Origin of the sequence: Pseudomonas sp. FP1154, assembly GCF_030687245.1 — a bacterium.
GTDB lineage: Bacteria > Pseudomonadota > Gammaproteobacteria > Pseudomonadales > Pseudomonadaceae > Aquipseudomonas > Aquipseudomonas rhizophila.
Window position 1 is genome coordinate 2,199,753 of sequence record NZ_CP117465.1, and the last position, 17,360, is coordinate 2,217,112.

Genomic DNA, 17,360 nt, shown 5'->3' on the forward strand with positions numbered 1-17,360 from the left:
AGCCTACTTAGGCCGCCGTCGATTTCACCCGGCTGTCGCTCGCGGTTTCCCGGAACAGTCGAGGCGACATGCCGAACGTCGACTTGAAGTGCCGGCTGAAGTGGGAACTGCTGCCATAGCCCCAGGCGTAGGCGATCTCGGTGAGCGAGCGATGGGCATGTTCCCGGCTGCGAAGGTCTTCGGCGCAGCGGGCCAGGCATACTAAGTAAACAGCCTGTGGGGGCGTCACTAATGCCGCTCGCTCTCAAAGGCGGAGTAGAAGAAAGTCAATCAAATGTACTCACGTGTACATTCAGGGTTCATCCGAGTACATTCTCTTTACGTATGATTTGAATAAGGTAGGCACGATGTCCCAAGTAGGGAAAGCACGTGGCAAGGCTCAAGACGCAGGCTGGCGGGGGTCGCCGGAGGGGTGGCTGGAAGCGGCCTACGAGGCTCTGAAGGAGTCGGGCATCGATGCTGTTCGGGTCATGCCGCTGGCCAAGCGCCTGGGCTTGTCACGCACCAGCTTCTACTGGTTCTTCGAGGACCGCGAGCAGTTGCTGGCGGCTTTGTTGTCTCGGTGGCGGGAGACCAATACCGGGGGCTTGATCAGGCAAAGCGAAAGTTATGCCGAAAGCATTTCCGAGGCGATCCTGAATGTGTTCGAGTGCTGGCTCAACCCGCAGTTGTTCGACTCGCAGTTCGAGTTTGCCGTGCGCAGTTGGGCGCTACAGTCCGCTGAAGTGGCCCAAGAGGTCGCTGCCGTAGACGAGCAGCGGATGAATGCTCTGGCGAGCATGTTCAAGCGCTTCGGTTATGACAGCCAAGGCGCTGATACCCGGGCCCGAACGATTTATCTGACGCAGATCGGCTATATCACCATGAATACGAGTGAGCTGATTACTGTGCGCTTCCAGCGCATTCCGCATTACGTGAGTATTTTCACCGGCAAAGTCCCCAAGCAGCGCGAGCTGGATCGCTTCTATGGGAAGTTCGGCTATGCCGAAAAGGAGCCTGGGATCTTTGTTCCCTTGACCGACACTTTCGAAGGCAGCGCCGATGATCAATGAGACCGTGGGGATCATTGGCGGGACCGGCTGGCTGGGCGGGTCGATTGCCAAGGCGGTGTTGGCGAAGGGACTGTTGCCGGCGGCGAACCTGGTCATTTCCAATCGTTCGGGAAACCACCCGTTGGCTCAGCAAGGTGCTTGCCTGGTCGCGGACAACCAGGGCCTGGTGGATCGCAGCGACGTCGTGATCATCGCCGTTCGCCCCGAGCATTTCGCCAGCCTGAACATCAACGCGACGGGTAAAACCGTTATTTCTCTGATGGCTGGGATTGGCGCACAGACAATTGCTGCACAGACCTCGGCTGCGGCAGTGGTGCGGGCGATGCCCAATGCGGCGGTGGAGATCGGGCAGTCCTTTACGCCTTGGTATTGCTTTGCAGAGGTAGCGGCAACGACGAAAAGCCTCGTGCAGCGCTTGTTCGAGTGTGTAGGCACGGCGGCAGAGGTGCAGCAAGAGGACTTCATCGATTACCTCTCGGCGCTCTCGGGTATGGGCCCGGCTTTCCCTGCCTTGTTGATAACGACGCTGGCCAATCAGGCGATGGCTGCCGGCATTCCCTGCGATATCGCCCAACGTGCCGCGAAAAATGTGGTGGTAAGCAGCAGCCAGTTGTTGGCCAGTCACGATGCCCAACACATGATCGACGCCCTGGTGGCCTACCGTGGGGTGACGGCTGCCGCCTTGCAAGCGATGATCGATGGGCACTTCGAGGAGCAGGTGGGCAGGGCGTTGCAGGCAGGTGCAGCGGTTGCTCGTCAGGGGCTTCAAGCCTGAAAAAAGCAGCCCCTGCGCGATCGGGGCTCGTGTGTGTATTGGGGTAGCAGTTACCACCGTATCGCGAGCAGGCTCGCTCCCACATTCAATCTTCAGTCGATCTAAAATTCATGTCCAACACAGACCCCCTGTGGGAGCGAGCCGGCTCGCGATGACAACAGCACATCCGGCATCCATGTAGCTGAACCACCGCTATCGCCAGCAGGCTCGCACGGGGTGAAAGTCAATGTTAAGTCTCAAAAATTGCCCCTGACTCATGGGGTCAGGGGCATGACCTTCAGACGTCTTTCACCAGCCGCAGTGCATCGTAGATAGCGGCATGGGTATTACGTGCCGACACCGCGTCGCCGATCCGGAACAGCTGGAAACGGCCTTCAGGGTTGGTCACGATATTCTGGGTTTTCCCGGCGATCAGATTGTGCTGCTCCACCGCGCCGTTGTTGCTCGAATGCGGGCGCAGGTCGAAGTACAGATCGTCCAGGGGCAGGGTGCCGTGGTTGATCACCACCTGATCGACCACGCGCTGCTTGTGCACCTGGCCATAATCGCTGCCGAAGCTGGCCACCAGCTGACCGTCGCGCGTCTCTACGGAGTCGACGCGATAGGTGACCGTGAAGGTGACGTTCAGGTCCTGCAGGCTGCGCATGTAAGGCACCAGGTTCATCGCCATCACCTCCGGCGCAAACGACCGGTCCGGCGTGACGATCTCCAGTTGTGCGCCGCTGTTGGCGATGATTTCGGCAGCCTGTAGCGCCGCGTGGTCGCCGGCGTCGTCGAAGATCAGCACGTTCTTGCCAGGCTTGACGTCGCCGGAAATGATGTCCCAGGTCGACACCACCAGTTCATTGCCCTGCTTGAGCACCTCGGTGTGCGGCAAGCCGCCTGTGGCGACGATCACCACGTCCGGTTCCTCGGCGATGACGGTCTCGGTTTCGGCCCAAGTGTTGAAATGGAACTTCACGCCCAAGCGTTCGCATTGCGCCATGCGCCAATCGATGATGCTGATCATCTCGCGACGCCGTTCGCTCTGCGCGGTCAAGCGGATCTGGCCGCCGGGTTGGTCAGCCACCTCGAACACCGTGACGTCGTGGCCGCGCTCGCCGGCGACCCGCGCTGCCTCCAGGCCCGCCGGGCCGGTACCGATCACCACCACCTTGCGCTTGGTGGGTGCCTTGGGGATCTCGTGGGGCATGGTGGTTTCGCGCCCGGTGGCGGCGTTGTGGATGCAATACGCGGCGCCACCCTGGTAGATGCGGTCCAGGCAGTAGTTGGCGCCGACGCAGGGGCGGATGTCTTCTTCGCGTTTTTCGATAATTTTGCGCACGATGTGTGGATCGGTCATGTGCGCCCGCGTCATGCCGATCATGTCCACCTTGCCCGAGGCGATGGCGTGCCGTGCCGTGGCCACGTCCGGGATCTTGGCCGCATGGAACGTCGGGAAACCGGTGGCCGAGCGGATCTCGCCGGCAAAATCCAGGTGTGGCGAGTTGCGCATGCCCTGGATTGGAATCACGTCGGTGAGGCCGGCATCGGTGTCGATGTGCCCGCGTACAACGTTGAGAAAATCGACCAGCCCACTGTCCTTGAGCATGTGAGATATCTGAATGCCGTCGCTGGCACCGAAGCCCCCCGGCAGGTTTTCATCGCCGGTGTAGCGCACTCCCAGCAGGAAGTCCTCGCCGCAGCGCTGGCGGATGCCACGCAGCACATCAAAAGTGAAGCGCAAGCGGTTTTCCAGCGAGCCGCCGTAGGGGCCGTCGAGGTCGTTGGTCAGCGGCGACCAGAATTGATCCATGAGGTGCCCGTACGCCTGTAACTCCAATCCATCAAGGCCTGCGGCCTTCATGCGTTCGGCGGCATCCACGTAGTCCTCAATGATCCGGTCGATGTCCCAGTCTTCCAGTTTCTTCGGAAAGGCCCGGTGGGACGCTTCGCGGCGATGAGAGGGCGATACGACCGGGAGCCAGTCGGCCTTGTCCCAGCGTGTACGCCGTCCCAGGTGGGTCAGTTGAATCATCACCGCGGCGCCATGTTCATGGCACTCGTCGGTCAGGTCCTTCATCCATTTGACCACCTCATCCTTGTACGCCAGCACGTTGTTGAACACCGGCGGGCTGTCACGGGAAACGGCAGCGGAACCTGCGGTCATGGTCAACGCCACGCCGGCCTTTGCCCGTTCAACGTGATACGCCCGGTACAGGTCCTTCGGCATGCCATCGACGGGGTAAGCGGGCTCATGGGAGGTGGTCATGATCCGGTTTCTGAGTGTCAGGTGTTTGATCTTGTAAGGCTGCAGCAAGGGGTCGCTGGACATGGTGTTGCGCTCCGGAGCAGAACGTCAGGCGTGGTTTTGACATAACGGTAAGTTGGATGTTCATGTGTGTCAATGATTCAGACGGTGATGTACATTTTTCTTGCGCCGTCAAAATGCCAGGATTAAGATCGGCTCGCAGCGAGGTGATTTGGCTTGCTCGGGGTGAGGGACTCCAGGCTTGGGCTCAAGAGGGCTAGAGGCACTGAAAATGTCTGCCGCAGTGAACGGCGCCATTGACCCCAACGTGAACGTAGAGATCAAAACCGCCTGAAGATGAGGGCGCTTTTGCGCTCATGAGTGAAGGTGATTGCTTCTGCTGTCCTGCCAACAACAACTCACACAGAACGCGGAGAGGCACTATGGTTACGTTATCCAGTAAGACTTTTAGCGGCTGGCTTGCAGGCCTGTGTATGGTCTTTTGCAGCTTGCTTGCCCATGCCGAGGAGCCTGCGCCTGTGCGCATTGGATGGGTGAATTGGTCGGATACGGAAATCGCTGTAAAGCTGGCAAGCACCGCCCTGCAAGACCACCTCAAGCAACCGGTCAAACTGGTGCTGGCCGATATCGGCATTCAGTTCCAGGCGCTGGCTAACGGTAATATCGACCTGATCCCGATGGTCTGGCTGCCGAGCACTCACAAAGCCTTCTATGACAAGTACAGCGACAAGCTCGAAGACCTTGGCGTGTTGTATGAAGGTCGGATCGGTATGGCGGTGCCAACTTCCATTGCCGCCAGTGAGATCGCCAGCATCGAGGATCTCAACAAACCAGATGTGCGGGAAAAGCTCGGCGGCAAAATCCTCACTTCAGAAGTGGGCAACGGCCAATACAAGCTGACAGAAAAAGCCATTGAGCTATACAAACTCGATGGCTACAAAATGGTTGCTTCGTCCGAATCCGGGATGTTGAGTGAGTTGGATCGTAACCTCAAGCGTGACAAATGGTCTTTGGTCAACGCCTGGAGCCCGCATTGGATGTTCTCCAAATGGTCGCTGCGCTATCTGGATGATCCCAAGAAGATTTTTGGGGGCGCAGAGCAGATTCACGCGGTGGCCCGCAAAGGTTTTAGCGCGGAGTATCCCGACGTCGCCCGCTTCTTCACTCACTTCAATATTCCTCAAGCTGACCTTGAGAGATTGATGGCGGCGGCGCGGGACAGTTCGGCAGACAAGGTGGTCGCCGAGTACTACGCAGCCAACAAACCGCGCTTCGAGGCCATGTTTGGCGGGCAAACCGCATCGGTGACAACAGGGCCGCAATGACTCGGTGACACAGCAAGTGTGGGAGCGAGCCTGCTCGCGATAGCGTCAGCACATTCAACATCAATGCAAGCTGAGCCACCGCCATCGCGAGCAGGCTCGCTCCCACATTTGGGGGGCTGTCTCAGGCTCTACAACTAGAACTTGAACCGCCCCACCAATCCTTTGAGCTGCCCGGAAATATCCGTCAAGCGCCCCGAGCCCGTCTGCGCCGAGTGGGCATATTCTTCCACCAGTTGTGCATCGGTATGGATTTGCGAGATGTGCCGGTTGATGTCCTCGGCCACCTGGTGCTGTTCCTCGGCCGCCGTGGCGATCTGGGTGTTCTGGTCGCGAATCGAGTCCACCGAGATACGGATCTTGTCGAAGCTGTCGCGGGCCTGCTGGATGCGTTCAACGCTGGTTTTGGAGCCCTGCAGACTGCCTTGCATCTGCAGGGTGACTTCCTGGGTCCGGCGCGCGAGGTTGCCCAGCAGGCTGTCGATCTCGCCGGTGGAGTCGGCGGTACGCCGGGCCAGGGCGCGGACTTCATCGGCCACCACGGCGAACCCACGACCTTGATCGCCGGCCCGCGCGGCCTCGATGGCGGCGTTGAGGGCCAGCAGGTTGGTCTGTTCGGCAATCGAGCGAATGGTGTCGAGGATGGTGTTGATGTTCTTGCTGTCCTGCTCCAGCGCCTGCATGGTCTGGGTCGACTTTTGCAGATCCTCGCTCAATTTCAGCACACTGCCCGTGGCTTCGCCGATGTGATGCTGGCCGTCGTGCACGTCGCGATAACCTTCGTCCGCGCTGGAGGCCGCCTGGCTGCAAGAGCGGGCGACCTCATTGGCGGTGGCGACCATTTCGTTGAACGCGGTGCTTACCAGTTCAACGGCCTGGCGTTGACGTCCGGCGGCTTCGTTCATGTTTTGCGCCACTTCGCTGGTATCGGCGGCGGCGCTTTGCAGGTCGGAGGAGGCGCTGCCGATGCGCTGCACCAGTTGGGCGATCATGCCCAGGAACTGGTTGAACCAACTGGCCAGAGTGGCGGTTTCGTCCTTGCCTTGCACCGAGAGCTTGCGGGTGAGGTCGCCTTCACCTTCGGCGATTTCCTGCAGGCCATTGGCAACACCGCGAATCGGTCGCACGATCACGCTGGCGAAACTGGCGCCGACGATGGCGAACACCACTGCCAGCGCGGCGGCGATGATGGCGATCAACCAGGTCAGGCTCGCGGCTTCGGCCATGACTTCGTCGCGTTTGATCAGACCGATGAAGCGCCAGCCCAGGCCTTTGGAACTGACGACGTTGGCCATGTAGGGCACGCCATCGATCTCGATCTGAGTCACGCCATCACCGCTTTTGGCCAGTTCGGCATAGTTGGGGCCAATTTCTGCCATGGGCTTGAAGTTGTGCTTGGCATCGCTGGGATCGACCAGGACGTTGCCATTGGCTTCGACCAGCATCAGGTAACCGCTGTCGCCCAGCTTGATGTTCTTGACCAGTTCGGTCAGTTGCTTGAGCGACACGTCCAGGCCCACCACACCCACCAGCTTGCCGGCGGCGTCGGAGACCGTATGGACGATGCCGATCAGCGACACGTCGTCCGGTGCCCAGTAATAGGCGTCTGTGCGCACGGTGGTGCCCGGCGAAGCTATGGCGGCCTTGTACCAGGGGCGTACGCGGGGGTCGTAATTGGAAATTTTGGGGTCGTCAGGCCAGCTGGCGTAACCGCCGTCGGCCAGCCCCAGAGAAAGATAGGCGGTGGTCGGATGGCTTTTGGCGAATCTGTCGAATATGTCCAGCAGCTGTTTGTTGTTCTCAGGCAGCGGAATTTGTGCCGCGTCGGCACCGGAATAATTTTTCAGATCCTTGGCCGCGATAATCCGTGGGTCCTTGGCGAAGAACTCGACGTTCTGGCTGATGCCATCGAAGAACTGCTTCATGCCGTTGTCGATCTGGCGGATTTCACGGCCGCTGCTGTCCAGGAAGTTGGTTTGTGCGGCGTCGCGCAGGTTCAACACGACCAGCACCGCCACCAGGATAACTGGCAGGCAGGCGATGGCCGCGAACGCCCATGTCAGCTTCTGTTTGATATTCATGACTTCTCCCGCGGATATTTATAGGTGTTGAAACGGCGGAAACAGGAAACAGTAGCGGTGCGCGTTGCGAGTTTCTGGAACGGGGGAAGCGCCCATGCGTACCTACACGATATCGACCAGAATCGACGGTACTTGAGGTCGAGGAGGGGGCGATGACCCTGCGGTGTCGCGAGTCGATTGCAGCCGTCGTGGTTAATCTGGAAGATGTGCCAATTGCTCTGCTGCTTAAAGCGCGAGCGTGATGCAAGTCCTGATGCCTTCATGTATTGACGAGGCCCTATGCCAAGCGCATTCGAGAGCGTACTTAAAAACAAGAATATGGCTTACCGGCCGCTCGGATCCTCAGGTGCTGACCAGGCTCCGGTTCGTGTCGCGTTCGTATTGATGGACAACTTCTCGATGATGTCCTTTACCGGTGCGGTGGATGCGCTGGTGACGGCCAACCTGATGAGCGACAGGCCTCTGTATGAGGTGCTGACGGTTGGGGCCTCGGGGAGTCAGGTGACCAGTGACCTGGGGATCGTCATCTCTGCCGATATCGAGTTGGCGCAGTTGCCGGAAAACCAGGACGTCCTGATCGTCGCCGGTGGCTTTCGCGTGAAGTTGCAGGGCATGCCGCTGCTGCGACGCAAGCTGCGCGCCAACGCCGCGTCCGGGGCAATACTGGGCGGGGTTGTGGAACGGCGTTTTTTTCGTCGCCGATGCCAGTTTGCTCGATGGTTTCGAGTGCGCGGTTCACCCGGAAAGTCGCGCCATGATGGCGGAGGTTTTTCCCCATGTGAAAGTTTCCAGCCGCGCTTATGTGGTGGACCGGCAGCGGGTCAGTTGCGCAGGTGCCAACAGCTCGCTGCGCATGATGCTTCAGTTGATCCGCCAGACGGGAGGCGAGGCACTGGTGGGGGCGATCGAGGAGATCCTGCGGTGTGATGATGAGTCGGGCGACGCGTCGGATCTGCCGCCGGTCTTCGTCGAAACCGATCCGACGCTGCCAGAAAGTCTCAAGCTGGCGTTGGAGTTGATGTGGCAAAACATCGAGGAGCCGTTGACCATCGATGAGCTGGCGGCATGCGTGAAGATTTCCAAGCGGCAGTTGGAACGGCGCTTCTGCAGTTTCCTCGGCGCAACCCCGACACGTTATTACCTGGAACTGCGCCTGACCCGTGCGCGCCAACTTATCCAGCAGACCAATCGATCCGTCACAGAAATCGCCGTGGCGACGGGCTTTGTCAGCTCGCCGCACTTTCAGCGTCGTTTTCGCGATTTCTTCGGCGTTCCGCCCGGCAGTTATCGTTCGACGTTTGAGCGAAAACAGGGCGTTCGGGGATAGCAGGCTAGCGACGTTAAGATCAGATTTTATCGTCAGCTTTTACCTTGGCAGGTACTTCGTCGGCCTGTGAGGCGGTCATGCTTGTGCCGCGGCAAAGTACTTTGCGCACTTCATCGGCGATCGAGCCTGCGACGATGCGCTCCTGCATCGGGTCGAACTGAGCTTTTTCCAGCCTTTCGAGGCTGTTGTACATGCCCATGTGCCGAACATTGTGGTCAACGCAGTCGAGTGCCAGTTTTGTGTAGTTGGTGAAGTAGGGACCCGCTCTTTGGACGGTAACCTGGAGGGTCGAACCGCTCTCGGTAAACGAGACGATGGAGTATTCGGCCTTCGAATCGTCGTAGGCATATTGAATTTTTTGAACGTCTGCTGTTGCGTAGCAGGCAACGGAAAGCACAGCGAGAGACATAACCGTTTTCATACTTCTTCCATGATTAACTGAGTGAGGATAATTGATGGCCAATTGAAATCATTTCGATAGCCAGTAACGTTAAGACGATATTGTAGTTTTAATAAGGACAGTGCACCACCGGTCGGAAAGAACTGTCGCTTCGCACTATTTGTTTCACTCAGCTCATGCAGTTTAATTTTCTAAAGATGCTTTCGCTATATACCCCTGAGCAGCATGAAAGATGGCCAAATGATATGTCGCAACGCTTCGGTACTTGTTTAATCGTTATGTGGCTCATCAATGTTTTGATTAAACATTTCAAACTGAGCCTGCGGCCCTATATGAATGGAGTTACTGAGGTTGGTATGGCGGAGGGCAATGAGAAGCGGCGGAAGGAGAACCTGCCCGCGATATAGGTGTTCCATTCAACAAGAATGCTGGATGGGAAACCGCTATCGCGAACAGGACCTGCCCTCATGGCATCTGCGGCAATTCCTGTGGCCGCAGATCAAACACCAGGACCTCGGCATCCTGACCGTTGCTCAACGTCAGCAGCTGTTCCTCGCGCACCCGTACGCCATCACCTTCCTGTAACGGCACCCCATTGAGCTCGATGCTGCCGCGGGCCACATGCACGTAGGCATAACGATCAGGCGCCAATGTCAAGGTAGCGTTTTCCTTGCCGTCGAACAGCCCGGCATAGACCCGTGCGTCCTGGCGCACCTGGAGCGAGCCGTTGGCGCCGTCCGGGGAAATGATCAATTGCAGACGACCCCGTTTCTGTTCGGCGCTGAAGTGCTCCTGTTGATAGCGCGGTGTGGCGCCACTGACGTTGGGCACGATCCAGATCTGCAGGAAGTGCACCAGCTCCTCGGCGCTGTGGTTGAACTCGCTATGGGCCACGCCGCTGCCGGCGCTCATCAGTTGCACATCACCGGGGCGAATGACGGAGCCGGTACCCAAGGTGTCCTTATGCTCCAGCGCGCCTTCAAGTACATAGGAAAAAATCTCCATGTCCCGATGAGGATGCTGGCCGAAGCCCTTGGCCGCTGCGACCCGGTCGTCGTTGATGACCAGCAGGTCGGAGAAGCCTTGTTCATTGACGTTGCGGTAGCTGGCAAAGGAAAAGGTATGGAACGAGGTCAGCCAGCCGTGGCGGGCTATGCCGCGGTCTGAAGCTTTGCGAAGGGTCAGCATGGTAGCTCTCCTGATGTGTATGGGCGGCGGCGTTGGGCGTTCGCCAGGTTCAGAAGAAGGTTAATGGTTATTGAATTGTTCAATAAGCAGGTGGGAAACGAAATACTGTCCGTTCTAAGTGGACAATAAGCAGTGCCTACCCGCAGGCACGTGGCTTCGACATAATGTTGGTTTTGCAGGCTACACAACCCTGTGGGAGCGAACCTGTGTGCGTAGAGCCGCTTCAGCTTGGCCCTTTGTTGGTTGCCAGTGCGCTATCGTGAGCTGGCTCGCTCCCACAAGTGGCATCTGCAGGTCCTGAATATTTTGGCGTATTTTCGATGAAAACCGTTGCAATGGTGCTGTTCCCGGATTTTTTATTGCTCGACATGGCCGGGCCTCTTGAAGTGTTTTCCATCGCCAATCGTTACCTTGAACCCGATCTTCGTTATCAATTGCTGACCCTGGGAACCGAGCGCGGCGCGTTGCGAGCGTCCAATGGCGTGGCGGTACAGGCCGATATCCACATCGACCAGGCTTGGGCGGCCTATGACGTGTTGCTGGTGCCGGGTGGCCCGGGCGCCTATAACGACCAGCATCCGGGATTGCACACCTGGTTGCGCGCGGCAGCGCCGCGGGCCACGCGCTACGGCTCCATTTGCACCGGCGTATTTGTGCTGGGAGAGGCGGGGCTGCTTGACGGCTATCGCGTCACCACCCATTGGCACTACACCGAACGCCTGATCCAGCGTTTCCCCAAGGCACGGGTGGAGACCGACAAAATCTTCCTGCAGGATCGACGTTTGTTTACCTCCGGTGGTGTGACCGCCGGTATCGACCTGGCGCTGTCCATCGTCGCTCAGGACCACGGTCGTAAAGTCGCGCTGGATGTGGCCAAGGTGTTGCTGGTGGTGATGAAGCGCCAGGGCGGCCAGGCGCAGTTCAGCCCGCTGGTGGCGGCGGTGGCGGCTCAAGAGTCTGCTATTACCCGGGTGCAGCATCATGTGATGGAGCACCTGGAGGAACCGTTCACCATCGAACGCATGGCCGCGATCGCTGCCATGAGTTCGCGCCATTTCGCCCGGATGTTCGTTCGCGAAGTGAAGATGACGCCCATGGAGTTCCTGCAAGGTGCGCGCATCGACCGCGCCCGCCAGTTGCTGGAATCCACGGATTTGCCCCTCAAGACCGTGGCGTTTCGCAGCGGCTTCGGCAGTGTGCGGCACATGCGCTCGCTGTTCAGCGAAAAGCTTGGCCTGACCCCCGTGCAATACCGCCAGCAGTTCAGTTGAGCCGTCGGTGTCCGTCCAGGGCACCGCAATGTCCGTGATGCGCCCTGTGCCAGCATTGTCCTCTGGGCGATGGCTGCCAAGATAACCGCGAACCCTCTGGAAAGGATGCGCAGGAGCCAGGGCAGACGCGTTCGGATCGCCGTAGTGTCATGCCCGCGATGGTTATCCGGCGCTGGATCGCCCATGAACAGTTTCGCCAGACCCGACACCGAGCCGGCGGTGTGCTTCGGCCCGTTTAGCTTTTATCGCCAGCAGCGACTTGTCACGCGTGACGGCGAGCCCCTGGTATTGGGCGGTCGCGCCCTGGACATTCTTCAAGTGTTGCTGGAGAACGCCGGTCACTTCGTCAGCAAGCAAGCGCTTATCGCGCGCGTCTGGCCTGACAGCGTGGTGGAAGACATCAACCTGCGGGTGCACATCGCGGCTCTGCGGCGGGCTTTCGGTGACGCGGCGCAGGGGGCGCGCTACATCCTCAATCATCCCCGGCAGGGCTATTGCTTTGCCGCGCCCGTGGTCGTGGATGCTGACGTCGAGCAGCCGATCGAGCGCCACAACCTGCCCGCGCGCCTGAGCCCGGTGATCGGTCGCGACAAAGTGCTGGGCCGGTTGCTCAGCGAGGTGCCCCGTCAGCGCCTGACCACCGTGACCGGACCGGGTGGGGTCGGCAAGACCACCGTGGTGCTGCGGGTGGCCGAACTGTTGCTGGAACACTTTGACCACGGTGCCTGGTTTGTGGACCTGTCCGCCATCAGCGACCCGTCGCAGGTGACGAGGCAGGTTTCCCGCACCCTGGGCCTGGGACATGGCGCCTTGGGCCAGCAACTGAAATCCTGGCGGGTTTTGCTGGTGCTCGATGGCGGCGACCATCTGCTCGACGCCTGCCGGGACCTGGCCCGGGCGTTGGGCGCATCGGCTCCGCAGGTCTCGCTGTTGTTCAGCAGCCGCGAGCCCTTGAATCTGACGGATGAGCGCGTCGTACAACTGCTGGGGCTGACAGTGGCCTCGCCCCGTGAGCCGGCGCACCAGATATTGGCGTGTCCGGCGGTGCAGTTGTTGATCGATCAGGTCGCTGCCCGGCAGCAGGGTTTCGAGCCCAATGACCGCGAGCTGGCGGTGATTGTCCAGATATGCCAACGCCTGGACGGGTTACCGCTGGCGCTGGAACTGGCAGCGGCCCAGGTGGGTGTGTTGGGCGTGGCGGGGGTCTTGGAACAGTTGGATTGTGGGCTGTCACTCTTGAACCATGGGCGCCGCACGGCTGTGGCGCGCCATCGAAGCCTGGAGGCCATGCTGGATTGGAGTTTCGAGCGTTTGAGTGACGATGAGCAAGCGGTGTTCCAGCGCCTGGCCGTGTTCGATGGGCCGTTTACGCTCAAGGCTGCGCTGGCCGTCATCAGTTGTGCCGAGCTGGAAGCCGGGCAATTGCCTGGTCTGCTGTCACGGCTGGCGAACCAATCGCTGGTCATGGTCGAGCAGCGCGTGGACGGGGTTCGGTTCCACTTGCTCCACACCACTCGCGCCTATGCCCTGGAAAAATTGCGGCGCAGTGGTCAGTGGGCTGTTTTCAGTCGGCGCCACGCGTTGCAAGAAGCTTGGGAGGTGCGTCGTTCAAGGCCCCAGCCGTCGGGCCAGTTTTTGCAGGAGCGCGCCAGCTTGCTGTAGGTCGGGGGTGTCGAACCCTTCGCTGAAACGACGATAGACCGGCCCGAGCAGATCCTGGGCGGCATGGTCCATGCCCCGGCGTTGCCACAGCCGGGCCAGGGACATGGCGCTGCGCAATTCCCAAGCCAAGGCATTTTGCCGCCGGGCCACCGTCAGGGCGCTCAGCAGTTGCTCTTCGGCGCAGCGCTCAAGGGCGGGGTCGTTTTGCGCCAGCAGGGCTTCGGCATCGGCCCGCAGGATCTCCGCCGAACACCAGCCTGCCGCACCGTTGCGGGCGCGTTCGACCTGTGCCTGGTTGACGCAATCGATGCGCAGGGTGACAACGATGTCCTGGATCAGTCCGGCGTTGGTCGAACTCGCTTCCAGGGTTTCGTCATCGAAAGCGCGGGCATAGTGGCTGGCCCAGTCATGGAACAGCATGACCGAATGTTTTTTCGCCTGGTGCTTCAACAGTTCGAGCCTTTCCCGGGCGCGTGAATGATCGCCGTTGTAGTGCGCAATCACACAACCGCTCAGCGCCAGGGTGTAGCAGATCGAGATGCCGTGGTTGATCTGCAAGGCAATCTGCAGCGCAAGATCGGCGGTGCGCCGGGCTTTTTCGGCAAAGCCTTGCAGCCAGAGAATGCGCGCCAGCACGGTCAGTGCCGCCACGCTCTGATCGTATTGCACGCCGAAGCCGTGGGAGAAACGGCTGAGGTGGCCGCTCTGGGCCAGGCGCTGGATCACTTGTTCGGCATCACGCCGGGCGGCCGTCTGGTCGCCGGTGAAATGCTGCGCCAGCACCCGCAGGCGTTGGGTGCTCAAGGACAGGGTCGGGTCGCCGTGCATGCCCAGTCGGTCGAAATCCAGGCTTTGCTCCAGCGCCTCTTGGTAGTTGCCGCAGCTGAGGTTGACGGTCATGAGCCCCGACACGGCTCGCAGCTCGCCAGCCAGGTCCTGGCATTGTTGCGCCAGGCCCCGGGCCGTGATGAAGGCTTCGACAGTGGCAGGCGTGCCGCCTTGGGTATGGTAATTGAAACTGGCATGGGCCAGTTCCAGGGCCAGGGTCAGTCGTGGGCACGGCACGGGGCTGTGGCGCAATAACGCCCGCGCCTTGCTCACGTAAAGCCCGTGCTCCCTGAGCAGCGACAACTCCTGCCAGAGGGGCAGGGTGCGGGCAGTCAGGCGGATCGCTACCGCGTGCGACCCCTGCGGGCCCAGCCCCCGGTCGAGCGCGGCACGGATGTCGTCGCGATAGAGGGCGTAGCGGGCGATCCACTGCCGCGTGGGGGTCGTTTCCCAGTCTTTTTCGGCATGCTCCATCAGCGTCAGGCAGCGCTCGGCGTGACGCTGGTGGCTGGCAGCCAGTTCCCCGGCTTCAGTCAGTTTTTCCAGGGCATAGCTGCGGGTCGTGTCCAGCAGGCGATAACGCACCTCTTCATCGCCGACCTCGACGTTGAGCAGCGATTTGGCGACCAGCTGGCTGACCGACATCAGCACCTGGTCCGGCGCGATATGTTGACCCACGATCACCGCTGCGGCCGACGCCAGATTGAAGCTGCCCATGAACACCGCCAGCCGTCGCAGGCAGGTTTGCTCGCAGTCGGTAAGCAGCGCAAAACTCCAGTCCAGCGTGGCCCGCAGGGTTTGCTGGCGTGGTGCGGCGACATTGGTGTCGTTGTGGAGCAGGGCGACGCTGTCTTGCAGTTGCCGGTGAAGGGCCTCCAGTCCGAATACCCCGATCTGACCGGCGGCCAGTTCGATGGCCAGGGGGATACCGTCCAGCCGACGGCAGATGTCGACCACCAGCGGTATGTCCTGATCCGTCAGCTCGAAGCTGTCATGACTGGCCATTGCCCGTTCGGCGAACAACTGCAGCGCCGGGAACTCCAGGGCCGGATACCCCTTGATGGGCATCTCCCGGGGTGGGAACGCCAGGGAATCCAGATGCTGCACGTGCTCACCTTCGGCCCGCAGGCCTTCGCGGCTGGTGGCCAGGATGTGCAAGTGAGGCGCACCGCGCAGCAGGGTTTCACTGAGCTGGGCGATGGCATCGATCAGGTGCTCGCAGTTATCGATGACCAGCAGCAGGTGTCGCTCTTTGAGTCGCCGGGTGATGGCATCCAGCGGGTCGCCTTCATGCAGTGGCAGGTCCAGCAGCGCACACAGGTTTGGGGCAATCATGCACGGATCGTTGAGCGACGCCAGGTCCAGCAGGTAGGCACCGTCGCGGTAGTGACCGATCAACCGCTCAGCGACACGCAAGGCGACGGTGGTCTTGCCGATCCCGCCGGCCCCCACCAGGGTGATGAAACGTTTTCTCGGCAGCTGGGCCACCAGGTTTTCCACCAGGCCCTGGCGTCCGATCAGCCGGGTGCGGCGCGGCGGCAGGTTGTGGGCCAGGGAAGGGTGCGGGATGCGCGCCAGTTGCTCGACCGGCTCCAGGGACACCGGTGCGACGAAACTGTAACCGCGCTGCGCCACAGTGATGATGTAACGCTGCCCGGACTGGCCGTCTCCCAGGGCCTTGCGCAGCGCCGCCACGTGCACCCGCAGGTTGGTGTCTTCCACCACGCTCTTGGGCCAGACACGGGCCATCAGTTCGTGCTTGCTCACCACGTTTCCAGCGTGTTCGAGCAATACCGCAGGATCTCCACTGCCCGGCGTCCCAGGCGCAACGGCTGCCCGGCCTCCAGCACCAGCCGCTGGCGAGGATGGACGCGGTAAGGGCCGAAATGCACCGTCTGTTCGACAGGCAGGTTGAGGTATTGGCTCATGTTGCTCTCAATGTTCTGGTCCCGGTGCAGGGGCTTTTCCCGAGCATATTCCTCAGGTTTTGTTTCAAGCGCAACGGTGAAGGGCCTTCTCACTGGCAAACACACAACCCTCTGGTTGCTAGAACCTTGTGGCGAGGGGATTTATCCCCGCTGGGTCGCGAAGCGGCCCCAAAAGCCCAATCCCCCATGAATCTGACACACCCAGGTGTCAGTCTCGGGACTGCTTTGCAGTCCAGCGGGGATAAATCCCCTCGCCACAAAAAAAGCAGTCCTCATCGCGGCTTAACACGCCGGTTCCAAAAAATTAACAACGTTTAACTCACGCAAATGCCCCCTCTGACCGGACCATTGAGCAATCCACCCACCTCAAGGAGTCACGTCATGAGCACCTTCATCACCCGCGACGGCACCGAGATCTACTACAAGGATTGGGGCAGTGGTCAACCGGTGGTCTTCAGCCACGGCTGGCCGTTGAACTCGGACAGTTGGGAGGCGCAGATGATGTTCCTGGCGTCCAACGGTTACCGCGTGATCGCCCATGACCGCCGCGGGCACGGGCGCTCCAGCCAGCCTTGGGACGGCAACGACATGGACACCTATGCCGATGACCTGGCCGAGCTGATCGAGCGGCTGGACCTCAAGGAAGCGGTGCTGCTGGGCTTCTCCACCGGCGGTGGCGAAGTCGCCCGCTACATGGGTCGTCATGGTGCCGCCCGCGTCGCCAAGCTCGGGCTGATTTCGGCGGTGACCCCGTTGATGCTCAAGACCCCGGCCAACCCGGGTGGCTTGCCCGTGCAGGTGTTCGACGGTTTCCGCCAGGCCTCCCTGGCTGACCGATCTCAGCTATACAAAGAGGTGGCCAGTTCGTTCTTCGGTGCCAACCGGCCGGGCGCCAAGGTCTCCCAGGGCATGATCGACTGGTTCTGGATGCAGGGCATGCTCGCCGGTCACAAGAACACCTACGACTGCATCAAGGCGTTCTCGGAGACGGATCTGTCCGAAGACCTTCGCAATATCGATGTGCCGACCCTGGTGGTGCATGGCGATGATGATCAGGTGGTCCCCATCGAAACCGCCGGTATCGCCGCCGCCAAGTTGCTCAAGAACTCGCAGTTGCTGATCTACCCCGGCGCGCCGCATGGCCTGACCGATACCCACAAGGACCGCCTGAACGCGGACCTGCTGGCGTTTATCCAGGGTTGACCAAGCCGCAAGCCTGTGGGAGCGAGCCTGCTCGCGAAAGCGGTGGGTCAGCTGGCACTTATGTCGACTGTG

The 17,360-nt window shown here is 60.4% G+C and carries 10 protein-coding genes and 4 pseudogenes; 7 read left to right on the top strand and 7 right to left on the bottom strand.

The annotated features are described in order from the left end of the window. Positions 1 to 7 precede the first annotated feature (7 nt). Positions 8 to 196: pseudogene (locus tag PSH91_RS10055) on the bottom strand (helix-turn-helix domain-containing protein); the annotation flags it as partial. A 151-nt stretch (positions 197 to 347) separates the two neighbouring features. On the opposite strand from PSH91_RS10055, the gene PSH91_RS10060 reads away from it, so the two are divergent. Both PSH91_RS10060 and PSH91_RS10065 read left to right on the top strand, forming a co-directional pair. After that, entirely contained in the window at positions 348 to 1,052 is a 705-nt protein-coding gene (locus tag PSH91_RS10060; protein ID WP_305468082.1) for a TetR/AcrR family transcriptional regulator, read from the top strand. Further along, complete coding sequence (locus PSH91_RS10065; RefSeq protein WP_305468084.1) at positions 1,042 to 1,827, top strand: pyrroline-5-carboxylate reductase; 786 nt, start codon at positions 1,042 to 1,044, stop codon at positions 1,825 to 1,827. The genes PSH91_RS10060 and PSH91_RS10065 overlap by 11 nt, the downstream gene beginning before the upstream one ends. Positions 1,828 to 2,104: 277 nt before the next feature. Here PSH91_RS10065 and PSH91_RS10070 read toward each other — a convergent pair whose 3' ends face one another. Then, on the bottom strand, positions 2,105 to 4,141 hold the full coding sequence (locus PSH91_RS10070) for an NADH:flavin oxidoreductase (protein WP_305468086.1): 2,037 nt from the start codon (positions 4,139 to 4,141) through the stop codon (positions 2,105 to 2,107). Positions 4,142 to 4,500: 359 nt separating this feature from the next. On the opposite strand from PSH91_RS10070, the gene PSH91_RS10075 reads away from it, so the two are divergent. Beyond that, positions 4,501 to 5,403, top strand: coding sequence for a glycine betaine ABC transporter substrate-binding protein (locus PSH91_RS10075; protein WP_076385501.1), 903 nt, complete (start codon positions 4,501 to 4,503; stop codon positions 5,401 to 5,403). Between the two features lie 134 nt (positions 5,404 to 5,537). Here PSH91_RS10075 and PSH91_RS26705 read toward each other — a convergent pair whose 3' ends face one another. Continuing rightward, on the bottom strand, positions 5,538 to 6,392 hold the full coding sequence (locus PSH91_RS26705) for a methyl-accepting chemotaxis protein (RefSeq protein WP_370695189.1): 855 nt from the start codon (positions 6,390 to 6,392) through the stop codon (positions 5,538 to 5,540). A 54-nt stretch (positions 6,393 to 6,446) separates the two neighbouring features. Beyond that, positions 6,447 to 7,481 (bottom strand): annotated as a pseudogene (locus PSH91_RS26710) (cache domain-containing protein); the annotation flags it as partial. 279 nt (positions 7,482 to 7,760) lie between these two features. On the opposite strand from PSH91_RS26710, the pseudogene PSH91_RS10085 reads away from it, so the two are divergent. Beyond that, a pseudogene (locus PSH91_RS10085) lies at positions 7,761 to 8,808 on the top strand (GlxA family transcriptional regulator). A 19-nt stretch (positions 8,809 to 8,827) separates the two neighbouring features. Here the strand turns inward: PSH91_RS10085 and PSH91_RS10090 are convergent. Further along, positions 8,828 to 9,229, bottom strand: a complete 402-nt coding sequence (locus PSH91_RS10090) for a hypothetical protein (protein ID WP_160892953.1) — start codon at positions 9,227 to 9,229, stop codon at positions 8,828 to 8,830. A 444-nt stretch (positions 9,230 to 9,673) separates the two neighbouring features. Next, on the bottom strand, positions 9,674 to 10,396 hold the full coding sequence (locus PSH91_RS10095) for a pirin family protein (RefSeq protein WP_047229360.1): 723 nt from the start codon (positions 10,394 to 10,396) through the stop codon (positions 9,674 to 9,676). Positions 10,397 to 10,716: 320 nt separating this feature from the next. On the opposite strand from PSH91_RS10095, the gene PSH91_RS10100 reads away from it, so the two are divergent. After that, entirely contained in the window at positions 10,717 to 11,667 is a 951-nt protein-coding gene (locus PSH91_RS10100) for a GlxA family transcriptional regulator (protein ID WP_047229361.1), read from the top strand. Positions 11,668 to 11,850: 183 nt separating this feature from the next. After that, a complete protein-coding gene (locus tag PSH91_RS10105; RefSeq protein ID WP_305468090.1) occupies positions 11,851 to 13,329 on the top strand; it encodes a winged helix-turn-helix domain-containing protein in 1,479 nt (492 codons plus the stop codon). Here the strand turns inward: PSH91_RS10105 and PSH91_RS10110 are convergent. Then, positions 13,276 to 16,085, bottom strand: a pseudogene (locus PSH91_RS10110) (winged helix-turn-helix domain-containing protein). The gene PSH91_RS10105 and the pseudogene PSH91_RS10110 overlap by 54 nt on opposite strands. A gap of 381 nt (positions 16,086 to 16,466) precedes the next feature. On the opposite strand from PSH91_RS10110, the gene PSH91_RS10115 reads away from it, so the two are divergent. Further along, positions 16,467 to 17,288 (top strand): alpha/beta fold hydrolase, encoded by an 822-nt coding sequence (locus PSH91_RS10115; RefSeq protein ID WP_305468092.1) that lies wholly within the window; start codon positions 16,467 to 16,469, stop codon positions 17,286 to 17,288. The last annotated feature ends 72 nt before the right edge of the window (positions 17,289 to 17,360 follow it).

Excerpts from the sequence above, each read along its gene's own strand:
- PSH91_RS10060 (WP_305468082.1), top strand. The coding sequence starts at position 348 with ATGTCCCAAGTAGGGAAAGCACGTGGCAAGGCTCAAGACGCAGGCTGG.
- PSH91_RS10065 (WP_305468084.1), top strand. The coding sequence starts at position 1,042 with ATGATCAATGAGACCGTGGGGATCATTGGCGGGACCGGCTGGCTGGGC.
- PSH91_RS10070 (WP_305468086.1), bottom strand. The coding sequence starts at position 4,141 with ATGTCCAGCGACCCCTTGCTGCAGCCTTACAAGATCAAACACCTGACA.
- PSH91_RS10075 (WP_076385501.1), top strand. The coding sequence starts at position 4,501 with ATGGTTACGTTATCCAGTAAGACTTTTAGCGGCTGGCTTGCAGGCCTG.
- PSH91_RS26705 (WP_370695189.1), bottom strand. The coding sequence starts at position 6,392 with ATGATCGCCCAACTGGTGCAGCGCATCGGCAGCGCCTCCTCCGACCTG.
- PSH91_RS10090 (WP_160892953.1), bottom strand. The coding sequence starts at position 9,229 with ATGAAAACGGTTATGTCTCTCGCTGTGCTTTCCGTTGCCTGCTACGCA.
- PSH91_RS10095 (WP_047229360.1), bottom strand. The coding sequence starts at position 10,396 with ATGCTGACCCTTCGCAAAGCTTCAGACCGCGGCATAGCCCGCCACGGC.
- PSH91_RS10100 (WP_047229361.1), top strand. The coding sequence starts at position 10,717 with ATGAAAACCGTTGCAATGGTGCTGTTCCCGGATTTTTTATTGCTCGAC.
- PSH91_RS10105 (WP_305468090.1), top strand. The coding sequence starts at position 11,851 with ATGAACAGTTTCGCCAGACCCGACACCGAGCCGGCGGTGTGCTTCGGC.
- PSH91_RS10115 (WP_305468092.1), top strand. The coding sequence starts at position 16,467 with ATGAGCACCTTCATCACCCGCGACGGCACCGAGATCTACTACAAGGAT.